Here is a 17,665-nt window from a genome sequence, read left to right as displayed (position 1 = left end):
CGCGTCAACCCCCTCTCGTTGAAGGAGCCCTGTCCCGTGAACAGTCACTGCTACATCGGCGCCGCCAACCCCCACAGGGCGCAGCTCGTGCACGCCCGGTTCCTGCTCGATGGGGGCCACCCGGCCGTCGTGCTGCCCATGCTGGCCGCGATCTGGGCCGGTCACGCCCGCCGCGACACGCGGGCGCTGGTGACCGCGATCCTCGCCTGCGACTGGCACCACCTCGACCCGCACCCCACCCCCACCGCCGGAGTCGGTGGGCAGCAGCCGGTGCCCGGCGTCGGCATGCCCCTGGCTCCCCTTCCCTTCGACGTGCCAGAGCCCGTCTCGGTGTTCCCGCTGTGCCACGCCGGGCACCTCGACGCCGCATGGATCTACCTCATCGAGCAGGACACCGACACGATCAGGGTGTACACCGAGGACGGCATGTGCGCCGGCGCTTACCCGCTCGCCGGTTGCCTGCCTTCCGCGCCCGGCTACGGCCTTCCGCGGCTCTGCGGTCTGCCGACGACAGGCGCGCTCCCGTGACCGCCCGCGCTCTGGCCGCTGTCGCCGTCGGGGTGATCGCCGTGCTGGTGCTGTGCGCGGCCGCCATCGGTGCCCTGTTCACCGGCGGCGGCACCGCGTCCGCCGCCTGCTACCGCACGGTCGGCCCGGACGGGCTGCCGCTGCTGCCCACCCTCACCGCCCCGCCCGCCGCCACCGCGGCCGGCGGGTGGAGCAGCGAGCAGACGGCCAATGCGGCGGTGATCGTCGCGGTCGGCGAAGAGCTGACGGTGCCGCCGCGCGGCTGGGTCATCGCCCTGGCGGCCGCGATGCAGGAGTCCGGCCTGCGCAACCTGCCCGGCGGGGACCGCGATTCCGTCGGGCTGTTCCAGCAACGCCCGTCCCAGGGGTGGGGCAGCCCTACCCAGTTGCGCGACCCCCGCTACGCGGCTGGGAAGTTCTACACGGCGCTGCTGGCCGTCGACGGCTGGCAGGCCATGGCGTTGACCGACGCCGCGCAGGCCGTGCAGCGCTCCGCGTTTCCCGGCGCGTACGCGGCGTGGGAAGACGACGCGATCGCCCTGATCCGTGTCCTGGCCGGCGGCACCCCCGCCGGCCCCGTCGCCGGCGATCTGGAGCAGGCGATGAGTAACCCGTTGTGCCTGGTCGACGGCGGCGACGGGCAGGCCGGCAGTGAACAGGTGCCCCTGCCCGCCGGGTTCGCGCTGCCGCCCGACACGCCGCTGCCCGTCGTGACCGCGATCGGCTGGGCCCTCGCCCAGCTCGGCACCCCCTACACGTTCGGCGGGGACTGCACCGCGCCGCGCTCCGGCGTCGCTCGACGCCAGTGCGACTGCTCGTCCCTCATCCAGCAGGCGTACCGGGCCGCCGGTATCGCCCTTCCGCGCACCACCAGCGAGCAGGTCCACGCGGGTACCGCGGTCGGCGACTACCGGGACCTGCGGGCGGGAGACCTGCTGTTCATTCCCGGCAGCCGGGGCAGCGCCGCCCGTCCCGGCCACGTCGGCCTGTATCTCGGGCAGGGGCTGATTGTGCAAGCCCCGCACAGCGGCGACGTCGTCAAGATCAGCCGCCTGTCCGCGTGGTCCGGTCAGCTCGCCGCCGTACGCCGCCCCGTCACCCCGCCGTGAGGGCGTCCGTCTGCGACGGCGCAGACGCGCGGCGCTTCCTTCCGCTGTCCCCCGTACGGCAGCCGCTGTCCGGCGGCCACACCCGCCGACGCGACCCGACGGCGCAGCCCTTTTCGGCCGATCCCGCTTGGCCGACTCCGCCTCCAACTTCCCACTTCGCAGAACACTGATGGAAGGACAACCTGATGAGCGACTCTCCCCCCAAAGATGACGGCTGGCAGCAGGTGCTCGACGCGCTGCACACGGCCGGTGGCGTCGCCGGACGCGACGCGGCCCGGTGGTGGGCGCAGTACACCTTCGGCGGCCGCGCCGCCGGTGACGTGTCCGAGACCGCTCGGCGGGTCCTCGATGGCCTCGACGACGGGGACCCGGCGGTCACCGACGGGCTTCCGTTCGCCGACCGGGACATCGCGGCCGAGGACCGAGACCGGTACGCCGCGCACGCCCCGCACGGCGCGCCCGCGTGGGACGAGGTCACCGCCTACCAGCGCGAGCAGACGCGGTGGGCGTGGTGCGACGGCTTCGACAAGGCCGCTGAAGCCGAAGCCGGCCGGCGGTGCCGCATCGTCCTGCACCCGGGTGGCGACGACCGGGACGTCCGGCACCTGCACCCCGACCAGATATGCCTGGGCGGGCCCGGCGTGTTCGCCGAGGACTGGGCGTGGACACCCAACGCCGAAGGGATCCTGCGGATCCCGGTCGGCTTCGCCGGGACCCTGGTCGACGCGTGGAACGGGTGGGCGGTGTTCGCCTGCACCCGCCAGGTGGCTGAAGCGATCGTCGCGGACCATCAGGCCGCCCGCGACCGCTACCGCCGGCAGCTCGCCGCCGACGGCATCACCGGGGAACGCCTACAGCGGATGGTGGAGGAGTCCCTGGCCCGCCTGCGCTTCGACGGCGATGTCATCGTCGCCGACGAAACCCTCGTGCACGACGATCCCGAGGCTGTCGAGCGGATCAGTCCCGACGCGGACGGCCGGTACACGGTGATGGGTCGGGCCTGGACCTGGACCGCCGTGCACCCCTACGACTGCGACCGCATCGCCGGCGACCTGCCCGACCCGCCGCCAGCCCAGACCTGACCTGCGTCCCGCAACCATCCCACCTGTGGAAGGACCATGACCATGCTCGACGCCCACGCCGATGACGAGTTCGGTGAGCACAGCCACGAGGAGATCCTGCAAGCCCTGATGCGGCACCTGCTCACCGCCGCTGACCTGGACCAGCTGTGCGACGACGCCGACCTGCCGCAGCTCACCCACGACGACGGCACCCCCGTGGCCATCGACTCGGCCCGCACCTACCGCGACGCGGGAGTGCTCACCCTCGATCGGGGTGTGTGGCTGGAGCTGTCCGACGGCAGCGTGTTCGGCCTGACCGTGCAGATCAACCGGCGGCCCCGCGACGAGGTCACCCTCCGCCGCCGCTAAGCATCCCGTGGCCCGACCTGGCTCGACTTGATCAGCCGGCGGTCGGGTGCGTTCCTTGTCGTCGCCACCCGGTGGCGGCGACACCCTGACCGGCAGCCCACCCCTTGGGCTGCCGCTGCTGTGAGCACCACACGGTGGTTGCCGGCCGTCCCTGCCCTGGGCTGCCCGCTACCGCCCGTCTCCACCACGCGGACACCGCACCACCGCCCGCGCACCCGGAGACGGGCGCGCGGGCCACACCCCTGACAGGAGGCACCGATATGAATCCCGCACCACCGCCCACCAGCGTCGACGTCCCGCTCGACTCCGGTGACGCCCGCCGGCCCGGCTACCTATACCGGCAGGTCGCCGCTTATCTCGCCGCGCACCCCGACAAGGTGCTGAAGGTTGGTGAGATCAGTACCGCGATCGCCGCCCGCTCCAGCGGCGCGGTGTTCGAGGCGTTGAAGAAGATGACTGCCGCCGGGTACGCCACGCACCACATCGGCCCGCACCGTTTCCAGATCACCCAGGCGGGTATCGACGCCGCCGGCAGCATGCCACCGCCCGCCCCGCGTACACCCCGCAGTGGCCGCGGGACGAGTCGGCGGCAGCCGGTCACCCGCCCCAACGGAGACCTCTACTTCCCGCGCAAACTCGCGGGCGCCACCGATGTGGACGTGCTGCGCCGGCTACGGGAGAAGCGTATCCCCGTGCTGCTGTACGGGCCGCCCGGCACCGGCAAGACCGCCCTCGTCGAAGCCGCGTTCCCCGATTTGCTGACCGTCGCCGGGACGGGCGACACCGTCGTGGAGGACTTCCTCGGCAACTTCATTCCACTGCCCGACGGTGGCTACGAGTTCGTGTACGGGCCTCTCGTCACCGCGATGCGCGAGGGGCGGGCGCTGCTGGTCGACGACGCCACCCTCATCCCCCCGAAGGTCCTGGCCGTGCTGTACCCGGCGATGGACGGACGCCGTGTCATCACCATCCCCGGCTACCGCAACGAACGTGTCGACGCCACCGACGGGTTCTACGTCATCGCCGGCCACAACCCCGGCGTGCACGGCGCGATCCTCACCGAAGCCCTCGCCTCCCGCTTCGACGTGCACATCGAGGTCACCACCGACTGGGACCTCGCCCGCCACCTCGGCGTTCCCGCCCCGGCCGTGCAGGCCGCCATCGCGCTCAACGCCGACCTGGCGGCGGGGCGGGTGTCGTGGGCGCCGCAGCTGCGGGAACTGCTCGGCTTCGCGCGCGTCCGGAAAACCCTCGGGCTTCCCGCCGCGGTCGCGAACCTCGCCGGCCGCGCCCCCGAAGACGACCGAGAGCAGGTCCTCGCCGCCCTCCGGCAGCAGTTCGGCACCGACATCACCGCTCTGACCCTCGGCAAGCAACGCTGAAAGGACAACCTGATGGCCCTTTCCCCCACCCACCTGCGCACCGGCAGCCCCACGGCCGCATCCGACCCGGACTGGCAGGCCTGGTGTGACGCCTGGACCCGGCACATCCCCACCTTGACTGGCCGGCACGATCTGACCGTCACCGTCGCCCCGGGCGCGGGCGGCGGCGCACCGGCCTGCTTCTACCCCGATGCCCGTCGCATCGAGGTCGACGCCATCCACATCGGCGCCCCCGACATCACCAATCCCGCCCGCGCCGGCCACAAACGCCTCGTACCTACCGCCTACGGGCTGCTCGTCCACGAGGCAGCCCACGCCACCCACAGCCTGTGGACCACCCCGCCCGGCACCCCACCCGTCGTCGCCACCGTCGCCGACCTTCTCGAAGAATCCCGCGCCGAGCACCGCCAGCGTTCCCGGCGACGCGCCGACCGCAGGTGGCTACGCCACACCGTCACCCACCTGCTGAACCCCGACGGCGTACCGGTAGACGATCCGTGGCACGCCGGACAACTCGCTGCCCTGCTCCTCGCCCGCGTCGACGCCCGCATCATCACCGCTAAGGACATCCGAGGGGTTCGCGCCGCCGTCACTACCGTCCTCGGCCGCAAGCGCCTCCTGGCGTTGCGCGACATCTGGCGGCATGCCCACACCGTCGATGACACCGACGCCCCACAGATGATCACCCTCGCGTGGCGGTGGTGCCGCGTCCTCGGCATCGACCCCGACCAGCAGCCCACACCACCCGCGGCCGACTCGGGGATGTTCGCCGGCCACCTCGCCCAGGCGCTGACCGGATACCTCGCCCACGCCGCCGGACTCACCTCCGCCGAATACACCGCCCGCCAGATCGAATCCCACCACCGCGCCCCCGCCACGTGGACACGCCGCGACCCCAGCGACGCCGAACGCGGCGCCGCCCGCCACCTCGCCGCCCGGCTGCGGCAAGCGCGGATCCGGCACCCGGAACCGGCGACCCGACCTACGACCGTTCCACCGGGGCGGCTGCGCACCCGCCACGCGATCACCGCTCAGGCGCAGATCGCCGCCGGAGCCATGCCCACCGCCACCCCATGGCAGCGGCGAACCACACTGCCGCCGCACAAGCCGACCCTGCACCTGGCCGTCCTCGTCGACACTTCCGGGTCCATGCACTCCTACGCCGCGCCGATGTCCTCCGCCGGGTGGATCCTCGCCCACGCCGCCCACACCACCCATGCGGCCACTACCACCATCGCGTTCGGCAGCACCGCCACCCTGCTCACCGCACCCCGCCGCCACCCCACACAGGTGCTCGAAATGGCAGCCGCCGGCGGCACGACCGCGTTCGTCGACGCGGTGAAACTCGCCGACACCCTCCTGAACTTGCGGCACCGCTCCACGCTGCGGATGCTCGCCGTCGTCTCCGACGGGGACCTGCCCGACCCGGATGCCGCGCAGAAGCTCATCAGCACCCTGCACCACAGCGGCTGCACCGTGCTGTGGCTTCGTCCCGCGAAGCTGACCGGGCACACGTTCGCTCACACCACCACGCTGCTCGTTGACGACCCGGTGCACGCGGTGGGCGTCATCGCCGACGCCGCCGTCGCCGCCCTCGACAGCGCCTGACAACACGCAGATGCTCGCCGGGCAGCTGCATGAGTGGATTGCGTCCCGCTGTTGGCGTTGGGCAACCGCCCTCGTCGGGGCTGTCCTACCCAGAGCGTCTATACGGGGTTGAACTGAAGGTAGCCGATTACGGCAGGAGAGTCGTTGCGAGCGGCGACTGTTCGGGACCGCACCGGCGGGCTCTCCGCAGGTTCCTGGCGGCTTGTCGTCACCGCGCAGGACAGTTCCACTGGTATCTACTAGCTCGGCCGACCGACGCTGGAGGGGTAAAAGGATCCGCAGGGAACGCGTGGCATCAGTGCCAGAGCGACCGGAAAGGGTGGGGGCGACCTCAACCATGGCCAGGATTGAGCAGGCGGTGTGGGACACCTGGTTCGACGATGCACGGGAGGAGCCGGGGGTCACTCTGCTCCTGGCGGGAGCAGCGGAGACGGTCGGACTGCTGCCCCGGGTCAAGGCGATCGTCGACCGAGTGACCGACGACCTCGACGGCAGCGAAGAAGACATCCCGGTGGTGGAAGAGGTCGTTGCCACGCCCGACGGGGTCTGCCTGGTGGTGGCGGATGGGGACAACCTGCGCCTGCTGCTCGAACCCGTCGCGGTCGAGCTGACCCGGGCCCACATCGGCGGCGCTTTCGTCCCGTACCCGGTCAGCCCGGCACGGGTGCGGCGCGCAGATCTCGAGGTGGAACTGTTGGAGTGCCGGGTGACGATCCCGGCGGAGCACGACGGCTTCGCCGACATCCCGCACTGGCAGACGTCTCCGGAAGCACTGCGCGACGCCGTGCGATCCGGGCTCTCCTGGTTAGCGTCGTCCCGCTGGGCGGACACGCATGTGACGACCGGGACCGTCAGGTGGTCCGTGGCGGACGAGGAACTGGTCGAGGCTCTTCTCCCGGCCAGTCTGGCCGTCTCCGGTGCCCGGGGTGACCACCTCGTCACTGTGAAGGGTGCTCGGTTCCGTGCGGTGAGCTTCCTTCCCCACGAAGGCCACGTGGCGTTCGCGGTCGGGCCCCTCCCCGACGGTCGGCCGGCCTCGGACGCCGACGTGGCCGCGGCGCTCGACGCTCTCCAGGCCTGCGCATCATGGGCCTGCTACGGCTTCGTCCGGCGTAGTCGCGGCTTGCTCGGCCTCGGCAGCGAGTGGAAGCTCAGACAGGAGCAGCAGGGCCTGCCAGAGAGGAAGACCGGCCAGGACAGCCACCGTGAGATAGAAGAGCACGCCCTCCTCGACGCCTTCGGCGCGCAACTGGTCCCTCGCACCAGGATGGTGCGTGTCCCTCAGGATCGATGGCTTGTGCACCATGTCGGCCAGCTGGATCTGCTCGTCGCGCGTGACCTCCAGGCCTGGTGGGGGGCGTCTCAACCGGCGACGGAGACCCTGGCACAGGCCCGCGCCGATCTCGCCGGATTGTTACCCGCATGACCACGGACGGCGCGTCTGTAACTGGTGACACTTGACCTGGTAGGTCGCTGGCACCCTGCGCGCAGGCGCGTCACGGCTCCGGGGAAGACGTGCGTGCTGATCTCCTCATCGGTGTTCGCGTTGATCGTGAAGGCCAGCGCGGGAGCGTGCCCCGGCGGCGTGTAACGGTCATGCCTTCGCCCTGCGGTCAGTGTAATCGAAGATGACCGATGGAGGCTTCTGCATCATCCCGGCCACCTCGATGGCGTCAGTGACGGTGGCGCGGGCGCGACTCGGCGAGAGCATCAAGCAGGCCGGACACGTGGGCCGCACCATTCAGGCGTCGATGAATGACTCGATCAGGTCCCCCAGGGATAGCAGCACCTGCGGGCCCGCGTCGTGCTGCTTCAGGCTCAGGCTCAGGCGCGGCGCGGCGCGGCGCGGCGCGGCGGAGAATGGATGGTCGATGGCGCTCGCCTCGCACAGGCGCTCGACCAGGACGGCGGTAGCCGGGTTCATGGGGCCTTCCCGGACCGTGCCGGCCAGTGGCCGGTGCGGACGGAGGTGTTCAGGGCAGATAGAGGCCGCCCCGGGTCGTCTCCCACGGGGGAAGGAGATGGGCCGGGGCGAACCGGTTCGAGCAGGCCGGATCAGGCGGTGGAGAGCGCCGCGGGGCGGTCGCGTCCGCTGCATGCCACCGTCACCGGAACGGCCGGGTCGCGGGACGCGATTGCCTGCCAGTCGTCGTGAAGTTGGTAGGCCACGGCCGCGACGGGTGAGCCATCAACGGTAAGGGTGGTCGGCTCGCCCTCTTTGAGAAGAAGGCGGATACGGTCGGTCGCTTCCCGGTGCGTGACGCCGACAGCAGCGGCGTAGGGCGCTACGAAGGCCATGGCCGCGTGCTGCGTCAGCCAGAGCGGAAACTGTTCGATGGCCTGCGGGGCGAAAGACCAGACCGTCACCCCAGGGCCTTCGCCAGGGTTGGCACCCCGGGTCAGCCCTACGGCGTTAGGCGTGCCGGTCCCCGCGTCAAGGGTCGAAACCTCCAGAGGGCTCATGGGCGGGTGTTCGTCCACGTCCCACACCGTGAAGTCAACCTGGGGTGCCTGATGCGTCATGGTCTGCTCCTGAATGTGTCCCCTACGGCACGATAGCGGTCGCGCTGTCCGACGCGGTGCCGCCCGGCCCGCTGCCGCGAACGACGTAGCGCCAAAGGCCAGGGATCGCCGGGCAGAACGACCAGGTGGGTAGCGTGCAGTAGGTGGAGTTGGCGCAGGAGTTGTCGTACTGCCGGTCCAGGGCCCCGGACGGCTGGTAGAGGTAGCCGTGGATGGCGATGGTCCCTCGGCTCCACCCGTTCGTCGTACCCGAACCAGAGAGCGTGAACGACGACGGGTAAAACAGCATCCCCGCTGTGGCTCTTCCGGGCGTGACAGTCGGACCGGCGGTGGCGGGCGTCGCGTGCGGCCACCACGGCAGCACAGGACAGAGCGATTGACGCGTTGATGCTCCGCGAGATCGACCGCGCCTGACGACACGCCGACCTGCTACAGCGCTACGGCTGCCTGAATCCGCATAACGATGCCCACGCGCGATAGCCCCTCGTCGCTCGGCCGCACCGCCTCGTAACCGGCCGGCCCCGGGCCATAAGCGGTCAACGCTACACGCCGCACCCGCATCGGACAGCTGACCTTGACGAGCGACATCTCGACTACCGGCCCATCCAATCGGCGTGTCGGGCACGTTCGTGCCGGGTTACACGGTCATCGCCTCGATCCACACACAACTCGCTGGTCTCATGATCAATCCAATAGGTCTGCTCAACGTCGATGAAGGTCGGCCTTTGCAGATAGAACCAGTGATCCACGACGCTGACGAGCATCGGCCGGTCGGCGGTCACACGAGTCATCCCAGCACCTCGTCGAGCAGACATCGCACTGCTGGTACCTGCTGATCGCATGTCGCCCGCTCCACAACTTCACCTTTGTCGACAGGTATGGATGCACACAGTGCCCTCGACGCCCGACCCACGGGCAGAGAAACGTGATTGATGCCGCCCTGCCCGTTCCTGCGCCGTCCGGCTGAACTCGCTGGCCCTTTCACCGCGGTTGAAGGCTCGGACGTGCCTATGCCACCTGCATGACTCTGTCGCCGTCCGCCTGGACCTGCATCTCACGTTGACCCGTGCGAGGACAGCAGCCAGCGGCTGTTCGGCCCGGCCGGCAACCGCGCTACGCCAGCTACGTCGCGCACCTCGGCCACCCACCCGACCCTACCCGAGCGGCGGATGTGCGCCCTGCCAAAGCACGTCAGCGCCACCACCCGTGCACACGTCGACCAGCACGCTGCGCGGCTCCTGTCGGCCATGCATGTCACGCCCTCGCCCTAGCAAGCCCACACTGCGCGCGGCGGGAACACCGATATCGAGCAGACCGCTGGCCTGGTCGTTGCTCTCGCATAACACCACCGCTACCGCGCCGACCTCGTCGCGGCGCTGCACGCCTGGCAACAACGCCGCTTGTCTACCGCCGTCGTCGCCGTTCACCGGGGCCGGACCCTCGGCGCCCGTCTCGGCCTCGGCGGCACCGGCGTCCCCGCCGCCGTCTCGGCTGGCCACAACCCACCCGTCGCCGCCCGGCGCCACCGCGGCGGCGGACACCGCACAACACACCCCCTGCACCTGGTCACACCCCCGCACCGGGGTCCGCGGGCCGCCCGCGAACCCCTGCCGGGCCTTGTCACCCTCACTCGAAGGAGTTCCACCACCGTGAACCATCACGACCTACCAGCTCGGCTGTCCCTGGCCTCTCCTGCGGACGTGCTCGCCGCCGTGCCCTACCTGCTCGGGTTCCATCCCACCCACAGCGTCGTCACCGTGGGCTTGACCGGCACCAAGGTCACCGTGGTCAGCCGAGCCGACTTGCCCGATCCCGCGGAGGTAACCAGATGGGTCAACGCCTTTGCCCCGCAGCAGATCGTGGTGCTGGGCAACGTGTCCGCTACCGCCGTAATTGTGGTCGGTTACGGGGCCGCTCCCATTGTCACTCCTGTGGTGGACGTGCTGCGTCCGCGGCTGCTGGCGGCAGGGATCGATCTGCTGGACACGCTGCGCGTCACCGACGGCCGCTTCTACTCCTATCAGTGCCGTGACCCCCGCTGCTGTCCCGTCGATGGCCTGCCCTTCGACCCCACCACGTCCGCCACCGCTGTACGCGCCATCGCCGCCGGTCAGGTCGCTCTACCCGACCGGGCCGCCCTCGTCGCCAGCGTCGCTGCCGTCACCGGGCCTGCCCGTGATGCCATGACGGCCGCCACCCGCCGTGCCCGCCAGCGTCTCACCGCAGTGCAGGCGGCAGGCGGTCGGGCGGCGGTCATCCGCCTCGGGCGCGCCGCGGTCGAGGACACCTTCGACCGCTACCGCGACGAGCACGTCGCCGCTGACGACGAGGTGGCGTGGCTGACGGTCCTGCTGACGCACATCGCCGTGCGGGACATCGCCTGGGAGGCCACCACCGGCACCCAACCCTGGCATATGGCCGTGTGGACCGACCTCACCCGCCGGGCTGACCCGTCTTTGGCCGCTGCCCCGGCGAGCCTTCTCGCGTTCGCCGCCTGGCGTGAAGGTCTCGGCGCGCTGGCTGCGGTCGCCCTCGACCGGGCCCTGACCGCCGACCCGCATTACCGCCTCGCGCACATCCTCGACCGTGCGCTACGCGACGGAATCCCACCTGCCGTCCTTGAGCAGTGGCCCTCCACAGGTGAACCCACCGCGTGAATTCACCCCCATCTCCCGTGTCTTGGATGCCTCGCGTCGTCTGCCGGCCCGCGTGCGACTGGCTGCGCCGACCGGCTCGTGGCAGCGCCGACAACTGCCGCGGGTACGCAGCCAGCCTGCGCATCGGCGACATCGCGGCACCGGCGACACCCTCATGCACCCGGCTGTACCGAACGGCCGCCGCCAGGAGAACCCCGTGACATCTGATCTCATCCGCAAGTACACCGGCCACGACATCACCGACGACGCGGTCGCCGCCGCTCGACACGCAACCGGCGCGCTGCCGGTGATCGCCGCCGCGATCGACGACACCTGCCACGCCCTGAGCAGCACCGAAGCCGCTCTCACCCGCAACACGGACACCATCGCCGCGCACCTCGCCGATGTCCGCTGCGCGCTGGCCGTCGGGCCCGGGGAGCCGGCGCCCGCTCTCGATCCGCTCGGTGTGCTGCACGGCCATGGCCCACGCTTGTCCGCCCTCACCGTTCAGCGCGCCACTCAGATCGGTCACCTGCAGGCCCTGATCCGGATCTGGCTGGCCCACCACCAACCCGCACCGCCGCCGACCGCCGATCGGGCCGAGCCGATACGACGCTTCGCCGAGCGGATCGTCGCCGCGATCGACGACGACATCAGCGAAGGGATCGTCCCGGCCGGCGTCGGCTCCTCCACCGACCTGCACCGCTACCTCGACGGCAGCGACTACCTCATCGCCGCCGGTGTCCCCTACGACGGCACCGACGACAGCATCGGCCTCACGGTCGCGGTGCAGGGCCTGGTCGTCGCCCGCCTGCGCGCACCCGGCCGAACGTTCTGCACCCACGGCACCTGCCGCTTCGCCGCGCATGACCACACGACCAGGCAAGGGCCCGACGGTGTCGACCTCGACGTGGCCGTGCCTCTGCGCTGCCGGCATTGCGATCAGCCTGCCCACTACGAGCAGCGCCTCGACGACTACCGCCACGACGACCCCGCCGTACCCGACTGCCGCCTCATCCACCGCGACGACTAGCACAAGCAGCGCAGCGGCCAACGGCACGCACCGCGCCCCGGCCGTCTCCGCCCGTGGACGACTTGATCAATGCGGAAAGTCGAGCGTCACTGCATCCGGTCGCCGCCCCGGGCGGACCCGACAGCGGTATCCCCACACCGCTGGCCGGGGCGGCGACCACCCGCGCCAACACCAGTTCCGAGAGGACAAGCCCCGCCATGTCGCACCGCCGCCCCGTCCCGCGCACTGTCACCGACGTCCTGCTGTGGCTGCTCGCCGCCGACGTCGCCGCCGCGCACCAACCCCATCCGGGAAGGGCGGGCCGCTGCGGGAATTTGCGCTGCGCCGGCGAGGCGTATCCGTGCCCGCCGGCACGCGACGCCGAGCGGGCCCGCCACGCCGCCACCAGACCCACACTCCTGGCCCGCGGCCGCGCACGAGTTGCCGTACCGGCCGCCGCCGCAGCGACCCGATTCGCTGGCTGGTTCCACCCCATGACGCCCCCGCCAGCACCACCACGGCAGCGGCGCGCGCTCTGGCCGCGCGCCGCGTGACCAGCCGCCGCCGTCAACCGCTGAGCCCTGACCTAGGCCCGAACTGACCGGCGGCACCCCACCTGACAAGGGAGAATCACTTGAGTTTCCAGACCGAGAAGACACTCGCTGGCTACGCCCGCGCGGCGGTCGACCTACGTCTGCGCATGACCGACTACTGCCGTGGGCGGTTCGCCCAGCAGTACCTGCGAGCCTGGCTGGAAGCCCGCGTCGACGACACGATCGGCAACGAGACGGTCATCGACGCGTTCAGCCGCATCGCGCACCAGCCGTGGCACGACGGCGAACCCTACGTCCTCGCCCCCGCCATGACCGCGATCATCGCCGCCGCCGCCCAAGCCCTCGACCTGACCGGCGACACCATCGGCAGCGACATCGCGCCCAGCGACACCGGGGTGCTTTTCCTCCCCGAACCGATCTACGAACGCGCCGTCAGCGGCCAGGTCACGTCCATCGGCGCGATCACCTGGGCGAAGGTCCACAACCGTGACAGCGGCCGTACCAGCTGGTGGATCACCGGGTGGGCCGACCGCGACGACCCCCTCGACCCCGCCGCCGCCCGCCGCCGCGACCAGCTCGCCGAGGCACCGGAACTCGCCGCGCAGTTCGGCCCCTACGTGCTCAACACCTTCGCCGAGCTCCCCATCGGCACCCCGATCCGCGGCCACCACGACCTGACCGAGGCCGTGGACGTCGACTGGGAGAGCGCGCCCGACGGCCGGTTATGTATCGACGAGTCGACGCTGTGCGTCAGGGCCGTCGCGGCAGTGCTGTACGCGTTCTGGCGCATACAGGAACAACCCATCGCCACCGTCGCTCGCCCACCCCTGGACCGGCCCGCGCGCCGTCGGGCGCTACGCGCCAGCATCCGCCACGACACCCGCGTGGTCATGCTCCGCCGCACCAAACCCGCTGCCGAACCCACCGGTGAGGCGAAGTGGCACTACCGCGTCCGGTTCATCGTGCGCGGCCACTGGCGGCGCCTGGTCGACGCCGACGGCCGGCCCTACCGCATCTGGATCCACTCCCACATCAAGGGCCCTGACGGAGCGCCCCTGCTCCTGGGCGACACCGTCTCCGTCCTCGCCCGCTAAGCCCATCCCCAACCCACCGGAAGAGCGACATCATGCTGAACACCCCATACCCGTTCGACGCGAACAACCACGCCTACCAGCGGTTCCTCACCCTCACCGGTGAACACTTCGAGGTCGTCCGCTGGGACACCACCACCGGCCGACCGGCCCTGCTCACCCTGATCGACATCAGCAGCCGCGACGCGTTCAGCGTCGCCCTGCTCGACACCGACGAAGACCCCCAGCCGCACGCACTGCTCGCCGTCACCACCGACGCCGCCCTGTCCCTCCACGGCCCCATCCGAGGCCGCGCCGCAGCCGCCGACTACGCCCCCCACCTGGCTATGCGCGACGCCCGCGTCGCCGCCACCACCCCCGCCGCCCTGCACCACCCCGACACCCCCACCATCCGCCCCGACGAGTGGCTGACCGTGCCGCCCGACATCGCATCAGCCGCCCACACCCCACCGGGGGACACGACCAGCGTCGGCCTGGTGCTGCTCGACCGGGACCGCGCCCAACTGGCCGTCGTCGGCCCCTTCCCCACCTCCGGCGACGCGCAGGCGTGGCAATCCGACACCGACGGATGGCCCACCATCGACCGCCTCACCGTCGCCCTGCAACCACCCGCCGCCGAGTCCGCCTGACCGGCCCCTTCATGCCTCTTCTCGGCGCCGGCCCCGTCCCCGGGGTCGGCGTTGTCGTGTCCCCGCGCGACCCGCACCGACTCGTTGCCCGCCGCGGACCACGTTCACGGCACGTACAGCAAGGGCCGCCGCTGAGACGACGCGCAGCCCTACCGACCAGCAGGAGGAACCCTCATGGAACCCGTGCCCGCCCCCGACAGCTCGGACGGCAGCGCCGACCTGAGCGTCGGTGACCCGGCCCTCGGCAAGTCCCGGCTGCTGTCACGACAGTGCGACACCTGCATCTTCGCTCCCGGCAACAGAATGCACCTCGCGGCCGGCCGGCTGCGTGACCTCGTCACCGAAGCGCGCCGCCGGGAGTCCTTCATCGTCTGCCACGACACACTCCCCCACTACCGGCATCCCGCGGCCAAGCCGGCGATCTGCCGCGGCTTCGCCGACCGCTACCACACCCAGGCTCTACAGCTCATCGAACGACTCTTCGGCTTCGTCGAGATCGACCCGCCCCAGCCACCTCACACCCCCACCGCATCCCCGAAGGAGTAGACCGATGACCAGCATGGAGAACTTCATGCGCCGCCAGAGCGAAATCATCGACAGAGTCGGCTGGTCGGTCACCTTCGTCCACGCCGCCGACGACGAGCCCGGCCACGCGGTTCCGTTCGCCTACACCGTCGGCCTCACCGCCCACGATCACCCGGAACTGCTCATCGCCGGCCTCGATCCTGCAACCTCGCAGGCACTGCTCAACGACCTCGCCGGCCGCGTCTACGACAAGGTCGAACGGTTCGGTCACGGCCAGCGGATCAACGACCTTATCGCCGGCTACGACGCGGTTATCGTCGACGGCGACGCCGATGATCCGCTGTACCCGGGTGCCGCCTACGGCCGCTACGGCCACCAACGGGTGCGCGTGCAGCAGATCGTGTGGCCCGATCCCCGGGGATGCTTTCCCTGGGACGCTGACTACGCCTACGGGGCGAAGGTCCAACCGGTGATCGGTCGCCCATAGCCATTCCAACGGCACGAGGCTCTGCGATCGTGCCGGTCCGGACACTTTCGGGTGTCCGGACCAGCACGACTGCTACGGTTCGCCGCCGTCGAGCCGCTGGGCTGCTCGGGTGTACAGCAACCGGGAGACGTGAGAGGGCCACCACTTGCGTCCCCCGCCCGGGGTGGGGATCTCTGCCTCGTTCATCGCCGCGCAGATGTCGACCAGCCGACTGCCGGCCCGCCGCATGGTGACCACCTTCTGGAGCACTTGTGGAGGGCATGAGGAGGGCCGCCCTCGGTAAGGGCGGGCGCTCACTGTCGCCGCCGGAGGGTGAGTACCACCAACAACTCGCGCAGGATGCGGTGTGCGCGTTCCGCACGCACCTTGTCCGGCGAGAACAGGGCCACGAAGAGCGTGACTCCCACGAAGAACAGGAAGGCGAAGACGACACCGACGATGATCCACACGGCTGGGCCGGTGGTGTCGGCGAGAGGCTTGAGCAGGTCGAGCAAGGGACGCTCCCGAGGAAGGGCGGGGAGCGCGTCGTGCGATCAGACGACGGCAGCCCCGGAGGCCGAAGGACATGCAGGAATTCGGCCTGCGAGGTTGGGACCGCGCAGCTGGCGGCCAGAGGATGTGACAAGGCGGCCCGGGGGTGCTATCAACCGGGACTTGTCGCTCTGAGCAGTGATGGATCCGCCCGGACGCGGAAGGCGTCCTGCTGATGGCGCCTTCGCCTCCTCGAAGACGAAGAGATATGTCTCGACTACGTACCAGCAGCCGATCAGAGGACGAACGAGGGCCCACCTGACGGGATGGCCTCGAAAGGTACGACGCGGCGTGTGGCGAGGCGCCGCGAACGGATTGGGCCTGTTGAAGAGCGCGTTCCACAGAGCTTCCACTATGCTTCTTCGCTGTTCTGGCTCCATACGACGAGCATGCCAGACCCTCTCAGCGTTCCCGCTAATTCTTGTTCCCGCATGATCGCGCGGCGGATGCGGCAGCTTGCCACCTTCTGGCCCCGCGGGCGAGTCAGCGATGGAATGCCTTGCCCCTGCCGGATCATGTCGGGTGGTTCTCACGTTTCGGGCCGGCATCCTCAGCGATGGACGGAGTTGGCCACGTTGCGGTTGGCGTGGGGTGTGTCGCTGGTGGGCAGCGGCCAGTGTCGCCGGACGGTGCGCTCGGATCTGCCGATCCGCGCGGCGATCTGCGCCGGATGCAGGCCTGGGTCGCGGCGGTGCCAGTACGCCACCGCAGAGGCTGTGTCCGAGGGCACGGCTTCCTCGTGGCCGCCAGCACGACGGTGCGAGTGTCCTCCGTCGGCAGGGTCGCCGTGAGGTGGCGATGGCGGGTGTTCGGTGGACCTGGCGGTGGATGCTGCGATGCGGCACCGGGCCCTCGGCGTGGCTTCAGCGCGGCCCTCTACGCCGGGCTCCCCGTTCTGGGTCCGATCGCCTTCTTCTGCGATGGCCCCCTGGTAGCCAGATCCCGGTTCTGGCCGGCGCTCGGTAGGCGTTCGGGTCTTGTCACCGGCCGGCGTGCCCTCCGAACCCGTGGACGGTGGCGGCACGGCGGGAGTGGATGGCGCTGAAGCCACAGACGACCTTGCCGGCCGGGTATCCTCCATCGGCTCAGATCTCCGGGCGGTGCAGGGGCCGCTGGGATGCGGTGCCTGGGACGCGACGGTCAAGGCCGTGATGTAGCTCGGATCGTCGGGTTGCCGATACAGGGCCGAATCTTGCTTCCACAGTCCATCTGGGGAGGGTGTGGTGGCGGTGCGGAGGCGGCCGGTGATCTCGACGAGACTGACGCTGGCGACCACGACCAGTCCGTCGACAGACAGGGGCAGCAGGTATGCAGCGGCGGCTTGGGTCTCGCCGTAGCGGGCGGCTACGCCGGCCATGTGCGAATAGCTCACCCAGGCCGCGATGGCGGCGATCGGGGCGGCGGCGATCATCCGGACCGCTGCCAGTAGCCGTTGGTGGGTGGGCACGCGGGAGATCAGCTCGACGGTGAGCATCAGCGCCAGGGGCGGCCACGCGGAGATGACTTGGCTGACCGGGCTGGGGCGGGCGTGAAGCACGTTCGCGGCGATGGACGCGGTAATGCCGAGGGCGAGCACGGCGCGGACCCCCACCGCAGCCGCCGTAGATGGCGCCACTCCCG

The 17,665-nt window shown here is 70.6% G+C and carries 21 protein-coding genes; 13 read left to right on the top strand and 8 right to left on the bottom strand.

Annotated features, from left to right (window positions below; all coding sequences use genetic code 11):
• Nucleotides 1-36 precede the first annotated feature (36 nt).
• The 7 genes from ABUL08_RS04990 to ABUL08_RS04960 all read left to right on the top strand — a co-directional run bounded on the left by ABUL08_RS04990 (nucleotide 37) and on the right by ABUL08_RS04960 (nucleotide 7,483).
• Nucleotides 37-528, top strand: coding sequence for a hypothetical protein (locus ABUL08_RS04990; RefSeq protein ID WP_350934951.1), 492 nt, complete (start codon nucleotides 37-39; stop codon nucleotides 526-528).
• Complete coding sequence (locus tag ABUL08_RS04985; RefSeq protein ID WP_350934949.1) at nucleotides 525-1,637, top strand: C40 family peptidase; 1,113 nt, start codon at nucleotides 525-527, stop codon at nucleotides 1,635-1,637. Before ABUL08_RS04990 ends, ABUL08_RS04985 begins: the two co-directional genes overlap by 4 nt.
• Before the next feature lie 185 nt (nucleotides 1,638-1,822).
• Nucleotides 1,823-2,719: a DUF4314 domain-containing protein gene (locus ABUL08_RS04980; RefSeq protein ID WP_350934947.1), complete on the top strand. Its 897-nt coding sequence runs from the start codon at nucleotides 1,823-1,825 to the stop codon at nucleotides 2,717-2,719.
• A gap of 36 nt (nucleotides 2,720-2,755) precedes the next feature.
• A complete protein-coding gene (locus ABUL08_RS04975) occupies nucleotides 2,756-3,067 on the top strand; it encodes a hypothetical protein (RefSeq protein ID WP_350934945.1) in 312 nt (103 codons plus the stop codon).
• A 260-nt stretch (nucleotides 3,068-3,327) separates the two neighbouring features.
• Entirely contained in the window at nucleotides 3,328-4,449 is a 1,122-nt protein-coding gene (locus tag ABUL08_RS04970; RefSeq protein WP_350934943.1) for an AAA family ATPase, read from the top strand.
• Between the two features lie 12 nt (nucleotides 4,450-4,461).
• Nucleotides 4,462-6,057, top strand: a complete 1,596-nt coding sequence (locus ABUL08_RS04965; protein WP_350934941.1) for a VWA domain-containing protein — start codon at nucleotides 4,462-4,464, stop codon at nucleotides 6,055-6,057.
• A 337-nt stretch (nucleotides 6,058-6,394) separates the two neighbouring features.
• Nucleotides 6,395-7,483 (top strand): hypothetical protein, encoded by a 1,089-nt coding sequence (locus ABUL08_RS04960; RefSeq protein WP_350934939.1) that lies wholly within the window; start codon nucleotides 6,395-6,397, stop codon nucleotides 7,481-7,483.
• Between the two features lie 315 nt (nucleotides 7,484-7,798).
• Here ABUL08_RS04960 and ABUL08_RS04955 read toward each other — a convergent pair whose 3' ends face one another.
• The 5 genes from ABUL08_RS04955 to ABUL08_RS04935 all read right to left on the bottom strand — a co-directional run bounded on the left by ABUL08_RS04955 (nucleotide 7,799) and on the right by ABUL08_RS04935 (nucleotide 10,121).
• Complete coding sequence (locus ABUL08_RS04955; protein ID WP_350934937.1) at nucleotides 7,799-7,981, bottom strand: hypothetical protein; 183 nt, start codon at nucleotides 7,979-7,981, stop codon at nucleotides 7,799-7,801.
• Nucleotides 7,982-8,112: 131 nt separating this feature from the next.
• The gene (locus ABUL08_RS04950) at nucleotides 8,113-8,580 is read right to left on the bottom strand and encodes a hypothetical protein (RefSeq protein WP_350934936.1); all 468 of its coding nucleotides are present in this window, start codon (nucleotides 8,578-8,580) and stop codon (nucleotides 8,113-8,115) included.
• A gap of 22 nt (nucleotides 8,581-8,602) precedes the next feature.
• Nucleotides 8,603-8,869, bottom strand: coding sequence for a hypothetical protein (locus ABUL08_RS04945; RefSeq protein ID WP_350934933.1), 267 nt, complete (start codon nucleotides 8,867-8,869; stop codon nucleotides 8,603-8,605).
• 304 nt (nucleotides 8,870-9,173) lie between these two features.
• On the bottom strand, nucleotides 9,174-9,371 hold the full coding sequence (locus ABUL08_RS04940; RefSeq protein ID WP_350934931.1) for a hypothetical protein: 198 nt from the start codon (nucleotides 9,369-9,371) through the stop codon (nucleotides 9,174-9,176).
• Nucleotides 9,372-9,734: 363 nt separating this feature from the next.
• Nucleotides 9,735-10,121 (bottom strand): hypothetical protein, encoded by a 387-nt coding sequence (locus ABUL08_RS04935; RefSeq protein ID WP_350934930.1) that lies wholly within the window; start codon nucleotides 10,119-10,121, stop codon nucleotides 9,735-9,737.
• A 108-nt stretch (nucleotides 10,122-10,229) separates the two neighbouring features.
• Here ABUL08_RS04935 and ABUL08_RS04930 point away from each other — a divergent pair, with 108 nt between their 5' ends.
• The 6 genes from ABUL08_RS04930 to ABUL08_RS04905 all read left to right on the top strand — a co-directional run bounded on the left by ABUL08_RS04930 (nucleotide 10,230) and on the right by ABUL08_RS04905 (nucleotide 15,514).
• Nucleotides 10,230-11,237, top strand: coding sequence for a DUF4192 domain-containing protein (locus ABUL08_RS04930; RefSeq protein ID WP_350934928.1), 1,008 nt, complete (start codon nucleotides 10,230-10,232; stop codon nucleotides 11,235-11,237).
• 52 nt (nucleotides 11,238-11,289) lie between these two features.
• Entirely contained in the window at nucleotides 11,290-12,249 is a 960-nt protein-coding gene (locus ABUL08_RS04925; RefSeq protein ID WP_350934926.1) for a hypothetical protein, read from the top strand.
• A 613-nt stretch (nucleotides 12,250-12,862) separates the two neighbouring features.
• A complete protein-coding gene (locus ABUL08_RS04920; RefSeq protein ID WP_350934924.1) occupies nucleotides 12,863-13,876 on the top strand; it encodes a hypothetical protein in 1,014 nt (337 codons plus the stop codon).
• 32 nt (nucleotides 13,877-13,908) lie between these two features.
• A complete protein-coding gene (locus tag ABUL08_RS04915; RefSeq protein ID WP_350934922.1) occupies nucleotides 13,909-14,502 on the top strand; it encodes a hypothetical protein in 594 nt (197 codons plus the stop codon).
• 174 nt (nucleotides 14,503-14,676) lie between these two features.
• Nucleotides 14,677-15,048: a hypothetical protein gene (locus ABUL08_RS04910; protein WP_350934919.1), complete on the top strand. Its 372-nt coding sequence runs from the start codon at nucleotides 14,677-14,679 to the stop codon at nucleotides 15,046-15,048.
• 4 nt (nucleotides 15,049-15,052) lie between these two features.
• Nucleotides 15,053-15,514 (top strand): DUF4262 domain-containing protein, encoded by a 462-nt coding sequence (locus ABUL08_RS04905; protein ID WP_350934917.1) that lies wholly within the window; start codon nucleotides 15,053-15,055, stop codon nucleotides 15,512-15,514.
• Between the two features lie 72 nt (nucleotides 15,515-15,586).
• On the opposite strand, the gene ABUL08_RS04900 is transcribed toward ABUL08_RS04905, so the two are convergent.
• The 3 genes from ABUL08_RS04900 to ABUL08_RS04890 all read right to left on the bottom strand — a co-directional run bounded on the left by ABUL08_RS04900 (nucleotide 15,587) and on the right by ABUL08_RS04890 (nucleotide 17,621).
• On the bottom strand, nucleotides 15,587-15,763 hold the full coding sequence (locus tag ABUL08_RS04900; protein WP_350934916.1) for a recombinase family protein: 177 nt from the start codon (nucleotides 15,761-15,763) through the stop codon (nucleotides 15,587-15,589).
• Nucleotides 15,764-15,807: 44 nt separating this feature from the next.
• Complete coding sequence (locus ABUL08_RS04895) at nucleotides 15,808-16,008, bottom strand: hypothetical protein (RefSeq protein ID WP_350934914.1); 201 nt, start codon at nucleotides 16,006-16,008, stop codon at nucleotides 15,808-15,810.
• Nucleotides 16,009-16,595: 587 nt separating this feature from the next.
• Nucleotides 16,596-17,621 (bottom strand): DUF2637 domain-containing protein, encoded by a 1,026-nt coding sequence (locus ABUL08_RS04890; RefSeq protein WP_350934912.1) that lies wholly within the window; start codon nucleotides 17,619-17,621, stop codon nucleotides 16,596-16,598.
• Between the last annotated feature and the right edge of the window lie 44 nt (nucleotides 17,622-17,665).

It is taken from the genome of Micromonospora sp. CCTCC AA 2012012 (assembly GCF_040499845.1).
In the GTDB taxonomy this organism is placed as follows: Bacteria; Actinomycetota; Actinomycetes; order Mycobacteriales; family Micromonosporaceae; genus Micromonospora; species Micromonospora mangrovi.
This window is presented reverse-complemented; position numbering and strand designations above follow the sequence as displayed.